This window comes from Streptomyces sp. NPDC059355 (genome assembly GCF_042752335.1).
GTDB lineage: Bacteria > Actinomycetota > Actinomycetes > Streptomycetales > Streptomycetaceae > Streptomyces.
Genome location: NZ_JBHYXN010000006.1, coordinates 21,188 through 40,529 on the forward strand (window position 1 = coordinate 21,188; position 19,342 = coordinate 40,529).

The following is a 19,342-nucleotide window of genomic DNA, read 5'->3' on the forward strand; positions in this document are numbered from 1 at the left end:
GGGAAGGCCGGGCGGGCTACTGGCCGGGCTGCGTCTGCTTGGCGGCCTCGGCGCGGGCGATCACGGCGTCGACGGCCGCGTCTTCCTTGGCCTTGTTGGCGCCGCCCTGGCTCTTCACGATCGTCACGACGAGCGCGATGAAGAATCCGGCCATCACTACGGGGGGCACGAGCGCGGAAACATAGTCCATGCCCCCAGCGTAGCTACCCGGCCGCGAGCCCGGCCGCCGGGGGCGGGGTGGGCTTGCGGCGCGGCGGGAACACCTCGCCGGGGGTCGGGATGGGCCGCTCGGACGGGCGCTCGGACGGGCGCTCGGGGTGCGGTGGCTCCTTGGGCGCCGGCGCGGGCCGGGCCGGCTCCTCCTTGCCGTCCTTCCCGTCCTTGGCCGCTCTGGCCTCCCTGGTGTCCTTGCCCCCGGACAGCGCCAGCAGGCGGGTCCGGGGCTGCGGGGTCGTGGACAGCCTCCGGCGTACGGAGCGCTCCGCGATGCCCTGGCAGCGTTCCAGCAGCGCCGCCGCGACCGCGTTGGCCCGCAGCGCGCGCAGGGCGGCCAGATCGTCGGGCGCGGGCTCGTACCCCGCCGCCAGGGCGTCCTGGAGCAGCTCCAGGTAGCCGGAGAGGCTGCCGGGCAGGGCGCCCCGGTAGCGGTCCAGGTCGGCGAGGAGGAACTCTCTGAGCCGCCCCGCCTCCTGGACCGCGTCGTCCACCGACTGCGCGAGGCGCAGACAGTCCTGGACCTCGGGGGTCGTCAGGGGGGCGGGGGCCGTGGAGGACTGGAGGGCGTGGGCGAGCGTTCGCCTGAGCACGTGCAGCTCGGCGGCGCTGAACGCCATGCCGCCGCGGGATCCGTAGGGCGTGGGCATGGGCCGAAGATACGCGCTAATCGGACAAAATCCCCTGAGCGGCATGATTCCGGGCGCGCCGACCGCTACCCGTCCGCCTTGACGGCGTCAAGGAAGTCGGCCCAGGCGGACTGGGTCGTGGCCAGAACCAGGTGCGCCGGGTCGGCCCGGTCGGCGACGCGCACGAGGTGGCCGGGGGCCGCGGAGACGTACACGCAGTTGTCTCCTTCGCCGCAGTACGTGGACTTCTGCCAGTCGGGGTGAGCGGTCATGGTGTCTCCTCCGGGGGACGGCTCCGTTGCTTTCCCGTGCAGGGAAGGTAACCGGGAGGCGGCGCCGGACCGATGACTTCGGCGGAAATCGGTGCGCCGTCGTTGCACTGGCGGGACCATTCGCGCATCTTCGGCGCCGTTGCCGGGGCCCGGGGAATCGGGGCGCGGCCCCGCCGGAGACCCCGTCCGCGGCCCCGTCAGAGGCGGGCGGTGAAGGCCCGGGCGGCCTCCTGGACCTCCTCGCGGGTCCAGGTCAGCCCCGGAGCGGTGACCGTCAGTTCCGTCATCGATACGCCCGGGACCGGCGCCGCCGACCAGCGGCGGAAGAGGACCGTGCCCGTTTCCTCCGCCGTCCGGACCCCCGCCTCCGTCAGCCGGTCCGCCTCGTACGGCAGCCAGACCTGGAACTGGTGCGTGTGCGGGGTCTCCGGGTTGATCCGGAACCACGGGACCGGGCCGCCGGCCAGCGCCTCCGCCAGGGCCGCGGCCACCATGCGGGCCTGGGCCACGTACGAGGGCAGGCGCGGGAGCTCCCCGTCCAGGCCTGCCAGCGCGGAGAGGGCCTGCGGGAACTGGCGGAACACCTGGCCCCCGTACCGGTGGCGCCAGACCCGCGCCTCCGCGACCAGGGAGGAGGAGCCCGCCAGGGCCGCCCCGCCGAGGCCGCCGAGCGACTTGTAGAACGAGACGTACACCGAGTCCGCGAGCCCCGCGATCTCCTTCAGCGGCCGCCCGAAGTGCACGGTCGCCTCCCACAGCCGGGCCCCGTCGAAGTGGACCACCGCGTCCCGTTCGCGGGCCGCTTCGACCAGCGCCTCCAGCTCCTCCCAGGACGGCAGCAGGAACCCGGCGTCGCGCAGCGGGAGCTCCAGCATCAGCGTGCCGAAGGGCTCCGCCAGGTCCGCGACCTCCTCCGCCGTCGGCTGGCGCGGGTCCGTCGTCGGGTACACCGTCCGCAGGCCCGAGACCAGCGACAGCGCGCCGCCCTCCCACAGCTCCGGATGACTCATCGGGTGCAGTGCGACCACCGGGTTCCCGGTCCGCGCCGCCCAGCAGCGCAGCGCGATCTGCTGGGCCATCGTCCCCGACGGGAAGAACGCCGCGTCCTGCGTGCCGAGGAGCTCCGCCACCCGCCGCTCCAGCCGGGCCACCACCCCGTCCCCGTACAGGTCGGCCGGCTCGTCGGGATCCGGCGCGGCCAGCCCCGCCAGCAGCTCCCCGACCGTCGCCTCGCGCACGCCCGGCGAGAGCGTCCGATCCGCCGTACGCCCCGCCGCCAGCAGCCGCTTCGTCAGATCATCGTCATCCGTCATGCCCCCGATCATCGCCGACCGGCCAACACGCCCAGGGGCTAGCATGGCGACGTATCGTCCGGTACCCCCCGCGGACTGGAACGGAAGGCCTTCCCCGCGTGAACTCATCCCAGCAACCGCGCCCCGCCCGGCTCACCGTCGGTGTCGTCGGCGCAGGCCGGGTCGGCCCCGCGCTGGCCCGTGCGCTCCAGCAGGCCGGACACCGGCCGGTCGCCGTCTCCGGCGTCTCCGACGCATCCCGCCGGCGCGCCGCGCGGATGCTGCCCGACGTGCCGCTCGTACCGCCCGCGCAGGTGCTGGAGCTGGCCGACCTGGTGCTGCTGACCGTGCCCGACGACGCGCTGCCGGCCCTCGTCGAGGGGCTCGCGGAGACCGGCGCGATCCGGCCCGGACAGCTCCTCGTCCACACCTCCGGGCGGTACGGGACCGCCGTGCTGGATCCGGCCCGGCGCGCGGGCGCGCTCCCGCTGGCCCTGCACCCCGCGATGACCTTCACCGGCACCGAGGTCGACGTCCAGCGGCTCGCCGGCTGCTCTTTCGGCGTCACGGCCCCCGAGGAGCTGCGGCTCGCGGCAGAGGCCCTGGTCATCGAGATGGGCGGGGAGCCCGAGTGGATCGCGGAGGAGAACCGTCCGCTCTACCACGCGGCCCTCGCCCTCGGCGCGAACCACCTGGTCACCCTGGTCGCCCAGGCCATGGAACTGCTGCACAAGGCCGGGGTCGAGCACCCCGACCGGATGCTCGGCCCACTGCTCGGCGCGGCCCTCGACAACGCCCTGCGCTCGGGCGACGCCGCACTGACCGGCCCCGTGGCCCGCGGCGACGCCGGCACGGTCGCCGCGCACGTCGCGGAGCTGCGCAGGCACGCCCCGGCCTCGGTCGCCGGCTACCTGGCGATGGCCCGTACGACCGCCGACCGGGCCCTCGCGCACGGCCTCCTCAAGCCCGAACTCGCCGAGGACCTCCTGGGCGTGCTCGCCGATCCCGAGGGTGGGGACCAGTGACCGGCCTGCTGCTGATCGACACCGCCGAGGAGCTGCACAAGCTCCCGCGCGCCGCCGACGGCCCCCGCGCCGTCGTCATGACCATGGGCGCCCTCCACGAGGGCCACGCCACCTTGATCCGTACGGCCCGCGAGCGGGCCGGGGACGCGGGCCAGGTCGTGGTCACCGTCTTCGTGAACCCCCTGCAGTTCGGGGCGAACGAGGACCTCGACCGCTACCCCCGCACCCTCGACGCCGACCTGGAGATCGCCCGCGCGGCCGGCGCCGACGCCGTGTTCGCCCCGGCCGTCGACGAGGTCTACCCCGGCGGCGACCCCCAGGTACGGGTCACCGCCGGCCCGATGGGCGAGCGCCTCGAAGGGGCCACCCGGCCCGGCCACTTCGACGGCATGCTGACCGTCGTCGCCAAGCTGCTCCACCTCACCCGCCCGGACCTGGCCCTCTTCGGCCAGAAGGACGCGCAGCAACTGGCCCTGATCCGGCGGATGGTGACCGACCTGAACTTCCCCGTCGAGGTGGTCGGCGTGACGACCGTCCGCGAGGAGGACGGGCTCGCACTGTCCTCCCGCAACCGGTACCTGTCCGCCCAGGAGCGCCGCACCGCCCTGGCCCTGTCCCGCGCCCTGTTCGCCGGCCAGGACCGGCTCGCCGCCCAGGCCGCGCTGCGCGCCCGCGCCGAGGCCTCCCCCGCCAGCGACGAGCGGGCCACCGCCCTGGCCCGGCTCGGCGAGATCCGGTCCGCCGCCGACGCGCACGCCGTGTCCGCCGCGGGCACCGGGCTGCCGGACGCCGTACGCGCCGCCGCCCGGCACGTCCTGGAGGAGGCCGGCCGGCACGATCCACCGCTGCTGCTGGACTACCTGGCGCTGGTGGATCCGCAGGACTTCACCGACGTCCGCCCCGGCTTCACCGGGCAGGCGGTCCTGGCCGTCGCCGCCAAGGTGGGGACGACCCGGCTGATCGACAACATTCCATTGGAGTTCGGAGCACACACGTGAGCACCCCAGGCACAGGCACCGCCGGCACCGGCATACGGCTGCACGCCAACGCCCCCGGCTGGGCCGTCGACGCCGACGTCGTGGTCGTCGGCTCCGGCGTCGCCGGCCTGACCGCAGCACTGCGGTGCGCCGCCGCGGGCCGCCGTACGGTCGTGGTCACCAAGGCCCGCCTCGACGACGGCTCCACCCGCTGGGCACAGGGCGGCATCGCCGCGGCCATCGGGGACGGCGACACCCCCGAACAGCACCTGGACGACACGCTGGTCGCGGGCGCCGGGCTGTGCGACGAGGCCGCCGTACGGCTCCTGGTGACCGAGGGGCCGGACGCCGTGCGCCGGCTCATGGCCACCGGCGCGGTCTTCGACACCTCGGCCGAGACCGGCGAGATAGAGCTGACCCGCGAGGGCGGCCACCACCGCCGCCGGATCGCGCACGCGGGCGGCGACGCCACCGGCGCGGAGATCTCCCGCGCGCTGGTCGAAGCCGTCCAGCGCGCGGGCATCCGTACGGTCGAGAACGCGCTCGTACTGGACCTCCTGCAGGACGCCCGGGGCCGCACGGCCGGGGTCACCCTGCACGTCATGGGCGAGGGCCAGCACGACGGCGTCGGCGCCGTCCACGCGCCGGCCGTGATCCTGGCGACCGGCGGCATGGGCCAGGTCTTCTCGGCCACCACCAACCCGTCGGTGTCCACGGGCGACGGGGTCGCGCTCGCGCTGCGGGCCGGGGCCGAGGTCTCCGACCTGGAGTTCGTCCAGTTCCACCCGACCGTGCTCTTCCTCGGCCCGGACGCCGAGGGCCAGCAGCCGCTGGTCTCGGAGGCCGTCCGCGGCGAGGGCGCGTACCTCGTCGACGCCGACGGGGTGCGCTTCATGCAGGGGCAGCACGAGCTCGCCGAGCTGGCCCCGCGCGACATCGTCGCCAAGGGCATCATGCGCCGCATGCAGGAGCAGGGCGCGCAGCACATGTACCTGGACGCCCGGCACTTCGGCGCGCAGATGTGGGAGCAGCGCTTCCCGACCATCCTGGCCGCCTGCCGCTCCCACGGCATCGACCCGGTCACCGAGCCCATCCCGGTCGCACCCGCCGCGCACTACGCCTCCGGCGGCGTACGGACCGACCTGCACGGCCGCACCACCGTCCCCGGCCTGTACGCGTGCGGCGAGGTGGCCTGCACCGGCGTGCACGGCGCGAACCGGCTCGCCTCCAACTCCCTGCTGGAGGGGCTGGTCTTCGCCGAGCGGATCGCCGACGACATCGCGGGCGGCGCGCCCGCCGGCAGCGGCCCCGGCATCCCGGTCCCCGCGACCGGCCCGCTCCAGCCCGCCGAGGCGCGCTACGAGGTCCAGCGCATCATGACGGACGGCGCGGGCGTGCTCCGCTCCGCCGCGTCCCTGCGCACGGCGGCCGCCGCCCTGGAGGACCTCTACGCGACGGCCCTCACGGCGCTGGAGACGGACGGCAAGACCGCCGTGCCCGGCGTCGAGACCTGGGAGGCCACGAACCTGCTGTGCGTGGCCCGCGTCCTGGTCGCCGCCGCCCTGCGCCGCGAGGAGACCCGCGGCTGCCACTGGCGCGAGGACCACCCCGACCGGGACGACGCCGCCTGGCGCCGCCACCTCGTCGTCCGGCTGTCCGCCACCGAGAGGCGGGCCCTGGTCGTCACCCCCACCGACTCCGCGGGCTTTCCGTCCGTACAGCACCCCCTGAGCCAGGAGCAGTCATCGTGAGCACCCCCGAACAGCACGAGCACGACCACGAGCACGCGGAGCTGCCGCTCCTCGACCAGTCCGCGGGCGGCTGCGGCGACGACTGCGCGTGCGGCGACGGCGAGGAGAGCGGCCTGGACCCGGCGCTCGCCCAGCTGCTCGCCGACGCGGGCCTGGACCCCATCGAGGTCGAGGACATCGCCCACATGGCGATCTCCGAGGACCTGGACGGCGGCGAGGACGTGACCACCGTCGCCACCGTGCCCGAGGACGCCGTCGCCACCGCCGACTTCACGGCGCGCGAGGCGGGCACGGTCGCCGGCCTGCGGGTCGCCGAGGCCGTCCTGTCGGTCGTCTTCACCGACACGTTCCAGGTCGAGCGCCACGTCGAGGACGGCGCGCGCGTCCAACCCGGCCAGGTGCTGCTGTCGGTCACGGCCCGCACCCGGGACCTGCTGACCGCCGAGCGCAGCGCGCTGAACCTGCTCTGCCTGATGTCCGGCATCGCGACGGCGACCCGCACGTGGGCCGACGAGCTGGAGGGCACCAAGGCGAAGGTCCGCGACACCCGCAAGACCACGCCGGGCCTGCGCTCCCTGGAGAAGTACGCGGTGCGCTGCGGCGGCGGTGTCAACCACCGCATGTCGCTGTCGGACGCCGCGCTGATCAAGGACAACCACGTGATCGCGGCGGGCGGTGTCGCGGAGGCGTTCACGGCCGTCCGCGAGCAGTTCCCCGACCTGCCGATCGAGGTCGAGGTCGACACCCTCCAGCAGGTCCGCGAGGCCCTGGACGCGGGCGCGGACCTGATCCTGCTCGACAACTTCACGCCGATCGAGACCGAGGAGGCCGTCGCGCTCGTCCACGGCCGCGCGGTGCTGGAGTCCTCGGGCCGGCTGACCATGGCCAACGCCCGTACGTACGCGGAGACGGGCGTCGACTACCTCGCGGTCGGCGGCCTCACGCACTCCTCCCCGATCCTGGACATCGGCCTGGACCTGCGCGAGGAGCGGTAATGCTGCTGACCATCGACGTCGGCAACACCCACACCGTGCTCGGCCTGTTCGACGGCGACGAGATCGTCGAACACTGGCGCATCTCCACCGACCCGCGCCGGACGGCCGACGAGATGGCCGTCCTGATGCAGGGCCTGATGGGCATGCACCCGATGCTCGGCAACGAGCTCGGCGACGGCATCCACGGCATCGCGATCTGCTCGACCGTCCCGTCGGTGCTGCACGAGCTGCGCGAGGTGACCCGCCGCTACTACGGCGACGTCCCCGCGGTGCTGGTGGAGCCCGGGATCAAGACGGGCGTGCCGATCCTGATGGACAACCCCAAGGAGGTCGGCGCGGACCGCATCATCAACGCGGTCGCCGCCGTCGAGCTCTACGGCGGCCCGGCGATCGTGGTCGACTTCGGTACGGCGACCACCTTCGACGCCGTGTCCGCGAAGGGCGAGTACGTGGGCGGGGTGATCTCCCCGGGCATCGAGATCTCGATGGAGGCCCTCGGCGTACGGGGCGCCCAGCTCCGCAAGATCGAGCTGGCGCGGCCGCGCAACGTCATCGGCAAGTCCACGGTCGAGGCGATGCAGTCGGGCGTGGTCTACGGCTTCGCCGGGCAGGTCGACGGGGTCGTCACGCGCATGGCCAAGGAGCTGGCCGGCCCGCACGGCGACCCGAGCGACGTCCGGGTGATCGCCACCGGCGGCCTGGCGCCGATGGTCCTCGGCGAGTCCTCGGTCATCGACGACCACGAGCCGTGGCTGACGCTGATCGGGCTGCGCCTGGTCTACGAGCGCAACGCGCCGAACTTCGACTGAGGCCCCCCCCCGGCCGCCCCCCCGGCCGCCCGCCTGCGGCCGGCGTGCGGCCGGCCGGGCGGCGGTGTGGCGCTCGTCTCACTCCCCGCCGTTCCGAAGACTCGGGTTCGACCTGATGAATTAGCTTGAGCCCAACTCGTCGACAGGTACAGGACGGCTCAAATGGCCTGTGATACGGCGTACTTGAAGGTGGCCGACGCACTGCGGGCGCGGATCCGGGCCGGGGAGTGGCCCGTCGGCGCCAAGCTGCCGTCGCGGTCCCGGTTCGCCCGGGAGTACGAGGTCGGGCAGAGCGTCACGCAGCGCGCGCTGGAGCTGCTGATCATCGAGGGGCTCCTGGAGGGCCGCGCGGGATCGGGCACCTACCTGAGCGCGCCGCGCGAGCGGCTGCGGATAGTCCGCTCCCGGCGGCGCCGCCGGGCCGGGCCGGGCGGTGGCGGCCTGACCTGGGAGTCGCGTTCCACGGCCCGTGCGCCGGCGCCCGAGCGGATCGCGGAGCGGCTCGCCGTCGCGCCGGGCGACCCGTGCGTGCACACCACGTACGAGTTCCTGGCCGAGGGCAGGCCGGTGGAGATCTGCGAGTCCTGGGAGCCGATGGCGGTCACGGACGGCACTCCGGTCGTCCTGCCGGAGGCGGGTCCGTTCAAGGGGGCCGGGGTCATCGAGCGGATGCGCTCGATCGGCGTGCTGGTCGCCTCGGCCACGGAGGTCCCCCGCCCGGCGCGCGCGAACCGGACGCAGGCCGGTCTGCTCGGGATCGGCGTCGGCGAGCTGATCACCGAGATCGAGCGGACGTACTACGCGGTGGACGGCCGGGCCGTGGAGACGGCGGACATCGTGGTCGCGGACCGGCGCTCGGAGATCGCGTACGAGATCGACTTCCACCCCGGGGACCGCTGACCGGTCCGCGTCACCGTCGCTTCCCGGGCCGCACTACCGGGCCCCGTGCGCGTGCGTCAGCCGGCGCAGGGCGGCCCACCAGGGGTGCCGGGCCTCCCCGCCGTCGAGGACGGCCCGGAACTGGGCGTACGTACGGGCCGAGCGCAGGACGGCGACGTCGTCGCGGCCCGGCGGCGGGGGCATCGGCGCACCCTGCTGGGATGCCCGCCAGGTGTCTATGAGGTACTGCTCGATCGCTGTCATTCCTCCACCCTGGACCCGCTCGGGCCACCTCGCACGACGATTGACGCTCCTCGTCAATCGAACCGTGTCCGTCCAGGTCACGGGCCCGGGACAGGTCAGAATGGCCCGATGAGCGTCACCATCGACATCGCCGGGCTCCCCGCGGAGCGCATCCGTTTCGCGCCCTCTCCGCTCTCCGAGCTCTGCATGACGCTGCACGCCCTCTCGCAGCCCGCCCACCACCCGGGGCTCGCCTCGTGGACCACGGCCACCGCGGCCGCTCTGGAGCCGTGTCTCGCGGACCGGCTGCTGGAGGGCGACTTCATGTGGCGCAGCTCCTTCTCGGACATCTTCATGGCCTTCGCGGGGATCCCCGGCGGCAGCGGCCTGCCCGCCGCGACCCTGGCCGAGGAGCTCGACGTACTCGACCGGATGGACGACGAGCGGTTCGTGATGGCCGCCCTGGAGCACTGCTGGCTGGCGCTCTACAACGAGGGTGGCGGGCCCTCCCCGCTGAAGAACCCGCAGGCCAGGACCAAGGCGCTGGAGACGGCCGCCGCGCGCGGCCCGCGCCAGCTGGACTTCTCGCTGCGGCTGCTGGACGACACGGCCGCCGTACGGGTGTGGCTGCGGCGGCTCCTGGAGGACTGCGACGAGGCGTTCTTCGCGGAGACCTGGCGGCGGCTGGAGCCGCAGCAGAGCGCGGACGCCCGGCACAAGACGGAGGTCCTGCGCCGCAAGGGGCTGGCGGCGACGCTGCACGAGGTGTCGCCGGCACTGAGCGTCGACGCGGCCGCCACCACCATCACCGTCGACAAGATGGTCCACGGCTCGGCCACCGCGACGGACCCGGAGATAGGCCCCGGCCTGGTCTTCATCCCGACGAACTTCGGCTGGCCGCACCTGCTGGTGCTGCACGCGCCCGGCTGGATGCCGGTGGTCCACTATCCGATCCGCTCCCCCGAACTGCCCGAGCCGGGTTCGGTCGAGCTGCTCCAGCGCCGGATGGAGGCGCTGGCGCATCCGATGCGGATGATGCTGTGCCGGAGCCTGGCCAGGGCCCCGTACACGACGAGCGAGCTGGCGACCGTACACGGGATCACGGCGCCGGAGGTCTCGCGGCACCTGTCGGCGATGAAGAAGGCGGGCCTGCTGCACACGTGGCGCCAAGGGCGGTACGTCCAGCACCAGTTGGACCTGAAGGTCGTCGCCCGGATCGGCTCGGAGTTCATCGAGGGCATCCTGCGCTGAAGCCGGCGGCGGGCTTTCACCGATATGCGGAGGACGTCACCCGGAATCAGCGAAACCTCTGGCGAGATCGGCCGGACGGTCTATACCGTGCGTCCACCGCGCACCACTGACGCCCGACCATCCGTCTGTCTGCCCGTACTTGTCGTGGAAGGACCTTCATGCCCTCACGCCGTATAGCCGCAGCAACCGCCTCCCTGGCCGCCGCGGCCCTCGTCTCCCCGCTGATGCTCGCCGGGCCGGCCGGCGCCACCGGCAGCCCGCAGAGCGACGCCGCACGGGGTGACGCGCTGGCCCGGAAGCTGGTCAAGGACTCGACCGGCAAAGGCGCCAACAACCACCTGAAGGTCTTCCAGGCCATCGCCGACTACAACAAGGGCACCCGCGTGGCCGGTTCCAAGGGCCACGTGCAGTCCGCCCAGTACGTCGAGGCCGTGATGCGGGCGGCCGGCTACAAGGTCTCGAAGAACGAGTTCGACTTCGTGTACGTCGAGACGATCGCCGAGACGCTGAAGGTCAACGGCACGGGCGGGCGCGACGTCCCGATCAAGCTGATGACGTACACGGCGAGCGGCCCGGAGGCCGGCGTGACCGCGCGGATCGCCGTCGCGCCGGTGGACGCGGACGGTACGAACGGCTGCGAGCCCGGCGACTTCGCCGCGGGCGCCTTCACCGGCAAGATCGCGCTGGTCAAGCGCGGCGGCTGCACCTTCGCGATCAAGCAGGCCAACGCGGCGGCGGCCGGGGCGGTCGGCGCGATCATCTACAACAACACCGCGGGCGCCCTCAACGGCACCCTGGGCGACGCGAACGCGGGCAAGGTCCCGACCGGCGGCCTCTCCCAGGCCGAGGGCGAGCGGCTGGCCGCCGAGGCGACGGCCGGGCCGGTCGAGGTGACCCTCGACATCCGCCAGTTCCGGGAGAACCGCAAGACCTACAACGTGATCGCGGAGACGCGGGGCGGCGACGAGAACAACACCGTCTTCCTCGGCGCGCACCTCGACTCGGTCGCGGCGGGCCCGGGCATCAACGACAACGGGTCGGGCTCGGCCGGCATCCTCCAGGTCGCCCAGCGCCTCGCGAGCAGCCAGACCAAGATCAAGAACAAGGTCAAGTTCGCGTGGTGGTCGGCGGAGGAGTTCGGCCTGCTGGGCTCCGAGGCGTACGTCGGCGGGCTGACGGACGCGCAGAAGAAGCAGATCCGGCTCTACCTGAACTTCGACATGATCGCCTCGCCGAACGCGGCGTACTTCGTCTACGACGGCGACGACTCGGACAAGGTCGGCTCGGGCCCGGGGCCGGAGGGCTCGGCGCAGCTGGAGAAGGGCATCACCGACTTCCTCGACGCGCAGAAGATCCCGCACGAGGGGTCCGACTTCACGGGCCGCTCGGACTACGGCCCGTTCATCGAGGCGGGCATCCCGTCCGGCGGTACGGACACGGGCGCCGAGGGCATCAAGACGGCGGCGCAGGCGGCGAAGTTCGGGGGCCGGGCCGGGGTCGCGTACGACGTGAACTACCACGGCAAGGGCGACGACATCACGAACATCGACCAGAAGGCGCTGGACATCAACGTGGACGTGATCGCGAACGCGGTCGGCCACTACGCCTTCGACCTGGCGCCGCTGTCGAAGCCGGTCCCCCCGGCCCCGACCACCGGCGGCAGCACCGGCGGCGGCCTGCGCCCGGGCCACGACCACGAGCTCGCACAGTAGCGGCATCCGCTGCGCGGGGTCCTCTCCCCGCGCAGCGGGACCGGTCAGCCGGGCCAGGGGGCGACGCCCACCGGCTGGATCAGCCAGGCGAAGTCCCCGAGACCACCGCGGGCGGTGAGTTCCGCCGCCTCACCGGCGCGGGCCAGGGCGCGGACGTAGGCCGCGGGGTCCGTCGACGCCAGGGCCAGCGGGGGACGGGCCCCCGAGACCCCGAGAAGGGCCAGCGCCTCGCGCTGCGAAACCAGCACCGCCCCGGCCGCCGCGCACGCGTCCAGCGCCACGTGAGCCGTGACGTCACAGCTCCCGTCCGGCACGGGCGCCACCTCCCGGCCGGCCCGGAAGCCCGTCAGGGTGCCGTACGGGGGCCGGGCGTCCCGGGTGTGGGCGTAGTCCACCGCCACCGCCAGGCCGCGCGACACCGAGCGCACGGCACCGGCCCACGCCTCGTCCCGCCCCCGCCCGATCTCCGCGCGGCCGGCGCCCGGCCACCACCGCTCCAGCCACGCCCGGTCCTCCCCCGCCACCGCCGGCCCGCGGGTCTCCGTACCCTCCCGGTCGACCAGTACGTAGTGCCCGTCCTGCGCCACGTCCAGCGGTACGTTGTCCAGCCACTCGTTCGCGAACAGCAGCCCCGCCGTCCCCTGCGGCACCTCCGCGGCCCACCGGATCCGCCCGTCCAGGCCCGCCGGCCGCTCCGCCCGCTCCACCGCCACCGCCCGCACCCGCCCGGCGACCTCCGCGGGCAGCGCGCCCAGCACCCCGGTCAGCAGCTCCCCCCGCCCTGCCCCGACGTCGACCAGGTCCAGCTCCGGCGGATGCCCGAGCTCCGCGTCCACCCACCGCAGCAGCCGGGCCACGGCCCCCGCGTACAGCGGCGAGGCGTGCACGGACGTGCGGAAGTGCCCGGCCGGCCCCGGCCCGCCCGGCCGTACGTAGAACCCGTCCGGCCCGTACAGCGCGGCCTCCATCGCTTCCTTCCACCCGACCGGAAGATCATCCGGAACCGGATCGGGATCTGCGACTTCTCCCTCAGTCCTCATCCCCGAAAGGTTAAGCTCGGCCTCCACCTTGGGGAGTACACCCCCGTCACACGGATCGCACCTGTGGTTGACTCCAGCACCTATCTCCTTTGCCTACTCTGGGTTACGTGCAGCGCCTTTACGACTTCCTCCGCAGACACCCGACGGGCGTCGACAGCTTCTGGGCTGTCCTCCTGGTCGGGTTCGGGATGCTGCAAGTCGCCGAAGACAGTTTCAGCAGCACCACCGCGCGTCTGATCGCCGTCCCCTCGGTGCTCGCGATGGGCGTGGTGGTGGCCCTGCGGCGCAAGTGGACGCAGCAGATGTTCTGGCTCGCCGTCGGCACCGGCGTCTACAAGCTGGTCACCCACACCGAGTTGATCAACTCCGACCTCGCGATGCTGATCATCCTGTACACGGTGGCCGCCTCGGCCGAGATCCCCCGCTGGCTGTCCCGTACGGCCCTCGGCATCGGGCTGGCCGCCGCCCCGGTGTACGTGCTGGCCTTCCGCGCGAACCAGCTCGACACCTCCGAGAACATCCTGACCTCGATCTTCGCGATCGTCCCGTTCGCCCTCGCCTGGGTGCTCGGCGACTCCCTGCGCACCCGCCGGGCCTACTACGCCCAGCTCGTCGAGCGGAACCAGCGCCTGGAGAAGGAGCGCGAGGCGCAGGCCAAGGTGGCCGTCGCCGCCGAGCGCGCCCGGATCGCCCGCGAGCTGCACGACGTCGTCGCGCACAACGTCTCGGTGATGGTCGTCCAGGCCGACGGCGCCGCGTACGTGATGGACGTGGCCCCGGACCAGGCCAAGGAGGCCCTCCAGACCATCTCCGGCACCGGCCGCCAGGCCCTGGCGGAAATGCGCCGGCTGCTCGGCGTGCTGCGCACCGGAGAGCCGCAGGAGTCCGAGGACTACGTGCCCCAGCCCGATGTGGAGCAGATCGAGGTCCTGGTCGAGCAGGTGCGGGCGGCCGGGCTCACGGTGGACTTCCAGGTCGAGGGCGCGCCCCGCCGGCTGCCCACGGGCGTCGAGCTCACCGCGTACCGGATCGTGCAGGAGGCGCTGACGAACACCCGCAAGCACGGCGGCCCCGACGCCAAGGCGAGCGTCCGGCTGGTCTACTTCGACGACGGGCTGGGCCTGCTGGTCGAGGACGACGGCCGGGGGGCGGCCCACGAGCTGTACGAGGACGGCGGCGCCGACGGCGCCGGGCACGGGCTGATCGGCATGCGCGAGCGGATCGGCATGGTCGGAGGCACCCTGGACGCGGGCCCGCGTCCCGGCGGCGGCTTCCGGATCAGCGCACTGCTCCCGCTCAAGAAGAAATGACGAGGTCGAGGTAACTGATGTCCATCCGAGTGATGCTGGTCGACGACCAGGTACTGCTGCGCACGGGCTTCCGCATGGTGCTCGCGGCCCAGCCGGACATGGAGGTCGTCGCCGAGGCCGGCAACGGCCTGGAGGCGCTGGAGGTGCTGCGGTCCACGAAGGTGGACGTGGTGCTGATGGACGTCCGCATGCCGAAGCTCGACGGGGTCGAGGCCACGCGCCGGATCTGCGAGCGGGACGAGCACCCCGATGTGATCATCCTGACCACCTTCGACCTCGACGAGTACGCCTTCTCGGGGCTGAAGGCCGGTGCGAGCGGGTTCATGCTGAAGGACGTGCCGCCGGCCGAGCTGCTGGCCGCGATCCGCTCGGTGCACAGCGGCGACGCGGTGGTGGCCCCGTCCACCACCCGGCGCCTGCTGGACCGTTTCGCGCCGATGCTCCCGTCGAACACGCAGGAGCCGCAGAACAAGGAGATCGAGCGGCTGACGGAGCGCGAGCGCGAGGTCATGCTGCTCGTGGCCCAGGGCCTGTCGAACGGCGAGATCGCCGCCCGGCTGGTCCTCTCCGAGGCCACGGTCAAGACGCACGTGGGCCGCATCCTGACCAAGCTGAGCCTGCGCGACCGCGTCCAGGTGGTCGTCCTCGCGTACGAAACGGGGCTGGTCCGCGCCGGCGGCGCGTAGCACCGTCCCGTACGCGTGCCGGTCAGGCCGGGCCGGGCCAGGTCAGGTCAGGTCAGGTCAGGTCAGGTCAGGTCATCCAGCGGTCCGGGCGGGCGTCCGCGCGGGAGGTGCGGGAGCGGGCCGCCTGGGCGTCCAGCAGCCCGGCGGCCCCGGCCGCCGGGCGCAGCCGCGCCGTGACCGTGCCGTTGGCACCGGTGTCCACATGGACGTCGGCGAGGCCCTGCACCCGCTCCCACGGGCCCTGGGTGAGCCGGACGCTCTGCACCTTGGCATGCGGGACGATCTCCGTACGGCGGCACAGCAGCCCCTTGCGGACGGCGAACACGTCCGCGGAGACGGCCAGGGCATAACCCCTCCACCACACCGGGACCACCCACCGCGACCCGGCCTTCGGGGACCGGCCGAAGGCGAGGCCGGCCAGGTCCACGCCGGGCAGCACCCGGGCGACGACCGCCTGGGCGGCCTCCCGCGAGGCCACCGGCACCAGGACGTCGTTCTTCGAGCCGGCCACCGCCAGCTCCACCCGTACCCATCCGCGGCGCCGCCACAGCAGCGGCTCCACGATCCGTACGGTCTGCACCCGCCCCGGCGGCACCGTCTCGTGCGCCCGGTCCAGCAGCCCGTGGTCGAGGCGCAGCCCGTCGGGGGACTCGGCGACCCGCCAGTCGAACTCGCTCAGGAAACGGCCGACCGTGCCCGACCAGAGACCGCCCAGCATGGGCAGCATCGTCGCGATCGTCGCCCAGTGGTTCCCGCTGAACCACCACACGGCGACCGGCACGCCCAGTCCGGCGGCCAGCGCCCCCCACGCCGAGAGCGTGAGCAGCAGCGACACCACCAGGTCCCGGGGGCCGACGCGCAACAGCGCCTGCTCCGGGGCCTCGCCGAGCGCGACGGCCTCCGCCGGAGCGAAACCGGCCGCCCGGGCCAGCAGCTCGGCGCGCAGCGCCACGGCCTCGCGCTCGTCGAGGAAGGCGAGCTCGTCCTTGTCCTCGGTGCCGATCACGTCGAGCCGCAGCTTGGCGACACCGGCGACCCGGGCCAGCAGCGGCCGGGTCACGTCGATCGCCTGGATGCGGTCGAGGCGGATGTGCGCGGTGCGCCGGAAGAGCAGCCCGCTGCGGATGCGCAGCTCGGTGTCGGTCACCGCGTAATGGGTGAACCACCAGCTCAGGAACCCGTACACGCCGAACACCACGACCAGTGCGAGCAGCGCGAGGGCGCGCAGGGTCACGGAGAGCCCGCTCGCCCAGCGCTGGAGCTGGTCGGCCTGCTGGACGACGACGCCGACGGTAGCGGCGATCGGCACCCACGCCCGGCGCAGCGGCGTGAGCAGGTGCAGCCGGCGCTCGACGACGGATTCGGCCGCAGCGGCCGATTCGGCGGTCACAGGCCCGCCGACCTTGCCTCGCCGAGCTCCGTCAGCCGGTCCCGCAACCGCTGCGCCTCGTCCGGGACCAGTCCCGGAATCTTGGCGTCCGTGGCAGCGGCCGCCGTGTGCAGCTGTACGGAGGCCAGCCCGAAGCGCCGCTCCAGCGGCCCCGAGGTCACCTCGACCAGCTGCATGCGCCCGTACGGGACCACGGTCTGCGCCCGCCACAGCACGCCCCGGCTGATCAGCAGGTCGTCGGCGCGCTCCGCGTACCGCCAGGACCGCCAGTTGCGGCCGAGCACCACCCACCCCCAGACCAGGGCGACCAGCCAGACCGCCCCCGCGGCCGCCCACCCCGGGCCGGCCGTCAGCCCGAGCAGCAGCGCGGTCCCGACGGCGAGCGGCACCGCCCAGATCACCAGCAGCAGCCGCCGCAGCCTGAGCAGCCCACCCGGCAACCCCACCCATTCGGGCCGGCCCGTCTCACCCGAAGTCCCCGTTTCCATGGGTCCAGCGTAGGGGGGTGGCGCCCCGGCCAGGCCGGGCTCGCGGCCTGGCCGACGCGCCACCCCCTGCGGCTGCGAGAATGCCGCCATGACGGAGACCACGGTCGGTATCGGCGGAGCGGCGGAGAGCACCGACATGGTGCTCAACATCGGACCCCAGCACCCTTCCACGCACGGCGTGCTGCGGCTGCGCCTCGTCCTGGACGGCGAGCGGATCGTCAGCGCCGAGCCGGTCGTCGGCTACATGCACCGCGGCGCCGAGAAGCTCTTCGAGGCGCGCGACTACCGGCAGATCGTGATGCTCGCGAACCGGCACGACTGGCTGTCCGCGTTCTCCAACGAGCTCGGCGTCGTCATGGCCGTCGAGCGGATGCTCGGCATGGAGGTCCCCGAGCGGGCCGTGTGGATGCGGACCCTGCTCGCCGAGCTGAACCGGGTGCTGAACCACCTGATGTTCCTCGGCTCGTACCCCCTCGAACTGGGCGGTATCACCCCGATCTTCCACGCGTTCCGCGAGCGCGAGGAGCTGCAGGCCGTCATGGAGGAGATCTCCGGCGGCCGCATGCACTACATGTTCAACCGGGTCGGCGGCCTCAAGGAGGACCTGCCGGCGGGCTGGCTCGGCCGGGCGCGCGCCGCGATCGCCGACGTCCGCACCCGCATGGACGTCTACGACAAGCTCGTCCACGGCAACGAGATCTTCCGCGGCCGCACGCGCGGAGTGGGCGTGCTGTCCGCCGAGGCGGTGCACGCGTACGGGGTCTCCGGCCCGATCGCCCGCGCCTGCGGCGTCGACTTCGACCTGCGCCGCGACGAGCCGTACCTGGCGTACGGGGAGCTCCAGGACGTCCTGAAGGTGATCACCCGCACCGAGGGCGACTGCCTGGCCCGCTTCGAATGCCTGCTGGACCAGACGCACAACGCGCTCGACCTGGCCGTGGCCTGCCTGGACCGGATGGCCGAGCTGCCGCCCGGGCCGATCAACCAGCGCCTCCCGAAGGTGCTGAAGGCGCCCGAGGGGGCCACGTACGCCTGGACGGAGAACCCCCTCGGCATCAACGGCTACTACCTGGTCTCCAAGGGCGAGAAGACCCCGTACCGGCTGAAGCTGCGCTCCGCCTCCTTCAACAACATCCAGGCGCTGGCGGTGCTGCTCCCGGGACAGCTGGTCGCGGACATGGTGGCGATCCTGGGCTCGCTGTTCTTCGTCGTGGGAGACATCGACAAGTGATAAGACGCGGGAACTCCCGCGACTGCGCGGGCGTTTCCTGTTTAGGGTGCGGCCATGACCCCTGGCCTGTTCGACGGCTACCTGCGACGGCTCGGCTTCGCCCGGCCGCCCCGGCCCACCGCCGAGGCGCTGTTCGCGCTCCAGCGCGCCCACGTCGAGCGCATCCCGTACGAGAACCTCGACATCCAGCTCGGCCGGCCGCCCGGCATCGACCCCGAGCTGTCCGCACGCCGCATCGCGGCCGGGCGCGGCGGGTACTGCTTCCACCTCAACGGCGCCTTCGCCCTCCTCCTTGAGCACCTCGGCTTCGAAGTGACCCGGCACCTGGCGGGCGTCCTCGTCGCGGCGGAGCGCGAACGCCGCGATGTCAACGGCGACCACCTCGCGCTGACGGTCCGGGTCGGCGGCGAGGAGTACTTCGTCGACGCCGGGCTCGGCGACGGCCCGTACGAGCCGCTGCCGCTGCGCGCCGGAACGCACCGGCAGGGGAGGTTCACGTACGAGCTGGGCCCGCTGGGCGGGGACCTGCCGGGCTGGAGGTACGTCTACGAGGCGGGGCCCTGCCCGGTGGTCAACATGCTCTCGGCGCCGGCGGCGATACCGGCCGACTTCGAGGCCACGCACGTCCGGCTGTCGACGGCGCCGGACTCCGGTTTCGTACGGACCCTCGCGCTGCTGCGGCGCGACGCCCACGGCACCGACGCGCTGCGCGGCCGGCTGCTGAGCCGGACCGAACCGGCGAAGGGGACGACCGAGCGGGTCCTGGACACGCCGGGCGAGTTCTGGGCGGTGGTGGGCGGCCTCTTCGAGCGGAAGCTCGACGACCTGACCCCGGAGGACCGGACTGCGCTGTGGGGCCGGGTCTGCGCGGCCCACGAGACATGGCTGGCCGCCCGGCGCTGATGCCGGTACGGGGGTGCAGACTTGGGGCATGTCCCACTCCCCCAGACGGGCCTGCCCCGCATGCGGACGCGACTGCGCCGTGACCGCCGGCCGGATCGCCCGCCACGACCCGCCCGCAGGCCGCGGCCGAGCGGACCTGATCTCCTGCCCCGGCTCCCGGGCCCGCGTGGTGCTCGGTGCCTCGGCCCCGACCCTGGACGGCTTCGCCCTCGCGCCGCTGCCGGGCCAGCTCCCGCTGTTCTGAGG

At 73.5% G+C, this 19,342-nt stretch carries 21 protein-coding genes; 13 read left to right on the forward strand and 8 right to left on the reverse strand.

Features of this window, described 5'->3' with window-relative positions; translation table 11 throughout:
* Positions 1–16: 16 nt before the first annotated feature.
* The 4 genes from ACFXGI_RS07770 to ACFXGI_RS07785 form a co-directional block, all read right to left on the reverse strand.
* Positions 17–190 carry a hypothetical protein gene (locus tag ACFXGI_RS07770; protein ID WP_384704566.1) on the reverse strand — a complete coding sequence of 58 codons (174 nt, stop codon included), beginning with the start codon at positions 188–190 and terminating at the stop codon, positions 17–19.
* Positions 191–203: 13 nt separating this feature from the next.
* Positions 204–863 carry a hypothetical protein gene (locus ACFXGI_RS07775; RefSeq protein WP_384704567.1) on the reverse strand — a complete coding sequence of 220 codons (660 nt, stop codon included), beginning with the start codon at positions 861–863 and terminating at the stop codon, positions 204–206.
* A 65-nt stretch (positions 864–928) separates the two neighbouring features.
* Positions 929–1,114, reverse strand: coding sequence for a DUF397 domain-containing protein (locus ACFXGI_RS07780; RefSeq protein WP_030867911.1), 186 nt, complete (start codon positions 1,112–1,114; stop codon positions 929–931).
* A gap of 197 nt (positions 1,115–1,311) precedes the next feature.
* On the reverse strand, positions 1,312–2,427 hold the full coding sequence (locus tag ACFXGI_RS07785; protein WP_384704568.1) for a threonine aldolase family protein: 1,116 nt from the start codon (positions 2,425–2,427) through the stop codon (positions 1,312–1,314).
* A gap of 98 nt (positions 2,428–2,525) precedes the next feature.
* On the opposite strand from ACFXGI_RS07785, the gene ACFXGI_RS07790 reads away from it, so the two are divergent.
* From ACFXGI_RS07790 to ACFXGI_RS07815, 6 genes are all read left to right on the forward strand, one after another.
* Positions 2,526–3,431, forward strand: coding sequence for a Rossmann-like and DUF2520 domain-containing protein (locus tag ACFXGI_RS07790; RefSeq protein ID WP_384704569.1), 906 nt, complete (start codon positions 2,526–2,528; stop codon positions 3,429–3,431).
* Positions 3,428–4,429 carry a pantoate--beta-alanine ligase gene (panC, locus tag ACFXGI_RS07795; RefSeq protein WP_384704570.1) on the forward strand — a complete coding sequence of 334 codons (1,002 nt, stop codon included), beginning with the start codon at positions 3,428–3,430 and terminating at the stop codon, positions 4,427–4,429. The genes ACFXGI_RS07790 and panC overlap by 4 nt, the downstream gene beginning before the upstream one ends.
* Positions 4,426–6,159, forward strand: coding sequence for an L-aspartate oxidase (locus tag ACFXGI_RS07800; RefSeq protein WP_384704571.1), 1,734 nt, complete (start codon positions 4,426–4,428; stop codon positions 6,157–6,159). Before panC ends, ACFXGI_RS07800 begins: the two co-directional genes overlap by 4 nt.
* Positions 6,156–7,154, forward strand: coding sequence for a carboxylating nicotinate-nucleotide diphosphorylase (gene nadC, locus ACFXGI_RS07805; RefSeq protein ID WP_384704572.1), 999 nt, complete (start codon positions 6,156–6,158; stop codon positions 7,152–7,154). Before ACFXGI_RS07800 ends, nadC begins: the two co-directional genes overlap by 4 nt.
* A complete protein-coding gene (locus ACFXGI_RS07810; RefSeq protein ID WP_384704573.1) occupies positions 7,154–7,963 on the forward strand; it encodes a type III pantothenate kinase in 810 nt (269 codons plus the stop codon). Before nadC ends, ACFXGI_RS07810 begins: the two co-directional genes overlap by 1 nt.
* A 162-nt stretch (positions 7,964–8,125) precedes the next feature.
* Entirely contained in the window at positions 8,126–8,863 is a 738-nt protein-coding gene (locus ACFXGI_RS07815) for a GntR family transcriptional regulator (RefSeq protein WP_384704574.1), read from the forward strand.
* A 33-nt stretch (positions 8,864–8,896) separates the two neighbouring features.
* Here the strand turns inward: ACFXGI_RS07815 and ACFXGI_RS07820 are convergent, their stop codons facing one another.
* Complete coding sequence (locus tag ACFXGI_RS07820; protein ID WP_384704575.1) at positions 8,897–9,106, reverse strand: hypothetical protein; 210 nt, start codon at positions 9,104–9,106, stop codon at positions 8,897–8,899.
* 108 nt (positions 9,107–9,214) lie between these two features.
* Here ACFXGI_RS07820 and ACFXGI_RS07825 point away from each other — a divergent pair, with 108 nt between their 5' ends.
* Both ACFXGI_RS07825 and ACFXGI_RS07830 read left to right on the forward strand, forming a co-directional pair.
* Complete coding sequence (locus ACFXGI_RS07825) at positions 9,215–10,336, forward strand: DUF5937 family protein (RefSeq protein ID WP_384704576.1); 1,122 nt, start codon at positions 9,215–9,217, stop codon at positions 10,334–10,336.
* A 158-nt stretch (positions 10,337–10,494) separates the two neighbouring features.
* Positions 10,495–12,048 carry a M28 family metallopeptidase gene (locus ACFXGI_RS07830; RefSeq protein ID WP_384704577.1) on the forward strand — a complete coding sequence of 518 codons (1,554 nt, stop codon included), beginning with the start codon at positions 10,495–10,497 and terminating at the stop codon, positions 12,046–12,048.
* A 44-nt stretch (positions 12,049–12,092) separates the two neighbouring features.
* Here the strand turns inward: ACFXGI_RS07830 and ACFXGI_RS07835 are convergent, their stop codons facing one another.
* Positions 12,093–13,088 (reverse strand): SAM-dependent methyltransferase, encoded by a 996-nt coding sequence (locus ACFXGI_RS07835; protein WP_384704578.1) that lies wholly within the window; start codon positions 13,086–13,088, stop codon positions 12,093–12,095.
* Between the two features lie 107 nt (positions 13,089–13,195).
* On the opposite strand from ACFXGI_RS07835, the gene ACFXGI_RS07840 reads away from it, so the two are divergent.
* A complete protein-coding gene (locus ACFXGI_RS07840; RefSeq protein ID WP_384704579.1) occupies positions 13,196–14,398 on the forward strand; it encodes a sensor histidine kinase in 1,203 nt (400 codons plus the stop codon).
* Positions 14,399–14,415: 17 nt separating this feature from the next.
* Positions 14,416–15,084, forward strand: a complete 669-nt coding sequence (locus tag ACFXGI_RS07845; RefSeq protein ID WP_384704580.1) for a response regulator — start codon at positions 14,416–14,418, stop codon at positions 15,082–15,084.
* 67 nt (positions 15,085–15,151) lie between these two features.
* Here ACFXGI_RS07845 and ACFXGI_RS07850 read toward each other — a convergent pair whose 3' ends face one another.
* Both ACFXGI_RS07850 and ACFXGI_RS07855 read right to left on the reverse strand, forming a co-directional pair.
* On the reverse strand, positions 15,152–16,474 hold the full coding sequence (locus tag ACFXGI_RS07850) for a PH domain-containing protein (RefSeq protein ID WP_384704581.1): 1,323 nt from the start codon (positions 16,472–16,474) through the stop codon (positions 15,152–15,154).
* Positions 16,471–16,962 (reverse strand): PH domain-containing protein, encoded by a 492-nt coding sequence (locus ACFXGI_RS07855; RefSeq protein WP_384704582.1) that lies wholly within the window; start codon positions 16,960–16,962, stop codon positions 16,471–16,473. The genes ACFXGI_RS07850 and ACFXGI_RS07855 overlap by 4 nt, the downstream gene beginning before the upstream one ends.
* 88 nt (positions 16,963–17,050) lie before the next feature.
* Here ACFXGI_RS07855 and ACFXGI_RS07860 point away from each other — a divergent pair, with 88 nt between their 5' ends.
* The 3 genes from ACFXGI_RS07860 to ACFXGI_RS07870 are packed head-to-tail and all read left to right on the forward strand — an operon-like array spanning position 17,051 to position 19,340.
* Positions 17,051–18,193 (forward strand): NADH-quinone oxidoreductase subunit D, encoded by a 1,143-nt coding sequence (locus ACFXGI_RS07860; protein WP_384704583.1) that lies wholly within the window; start codon positions 17,051–17,053, stop codon positions 18,191–18,193.
* A gap of 54 nt (positions 18,194–18,247) precedes the next feature.
* Positions 18,248–19,096, forward strand: coding sequence for an arylamine N-acetyltransferase (locus ACFXGI_RS07865; RefSeq protein ID WP_384704584.1), 849 nt, complete (start codon positions 18,248–18,250; stop codon positions 19,094–19,096).
* Between the two features lie 28 nt (positions 19,097–19,124).
* Positions 19,125–19,340: a hypothetical protein gene (locus ACFXGI_RS07870; RefSeq protein WP_030867954.1), complete on the forward strand. Its 216-nt coding sequence runs from the start codon at positions 19,125–19,127 to the stop codon at positions 19,338–19,340.
* Positions 19,341–19,342 lie beyond the last annotated feature (2 nt).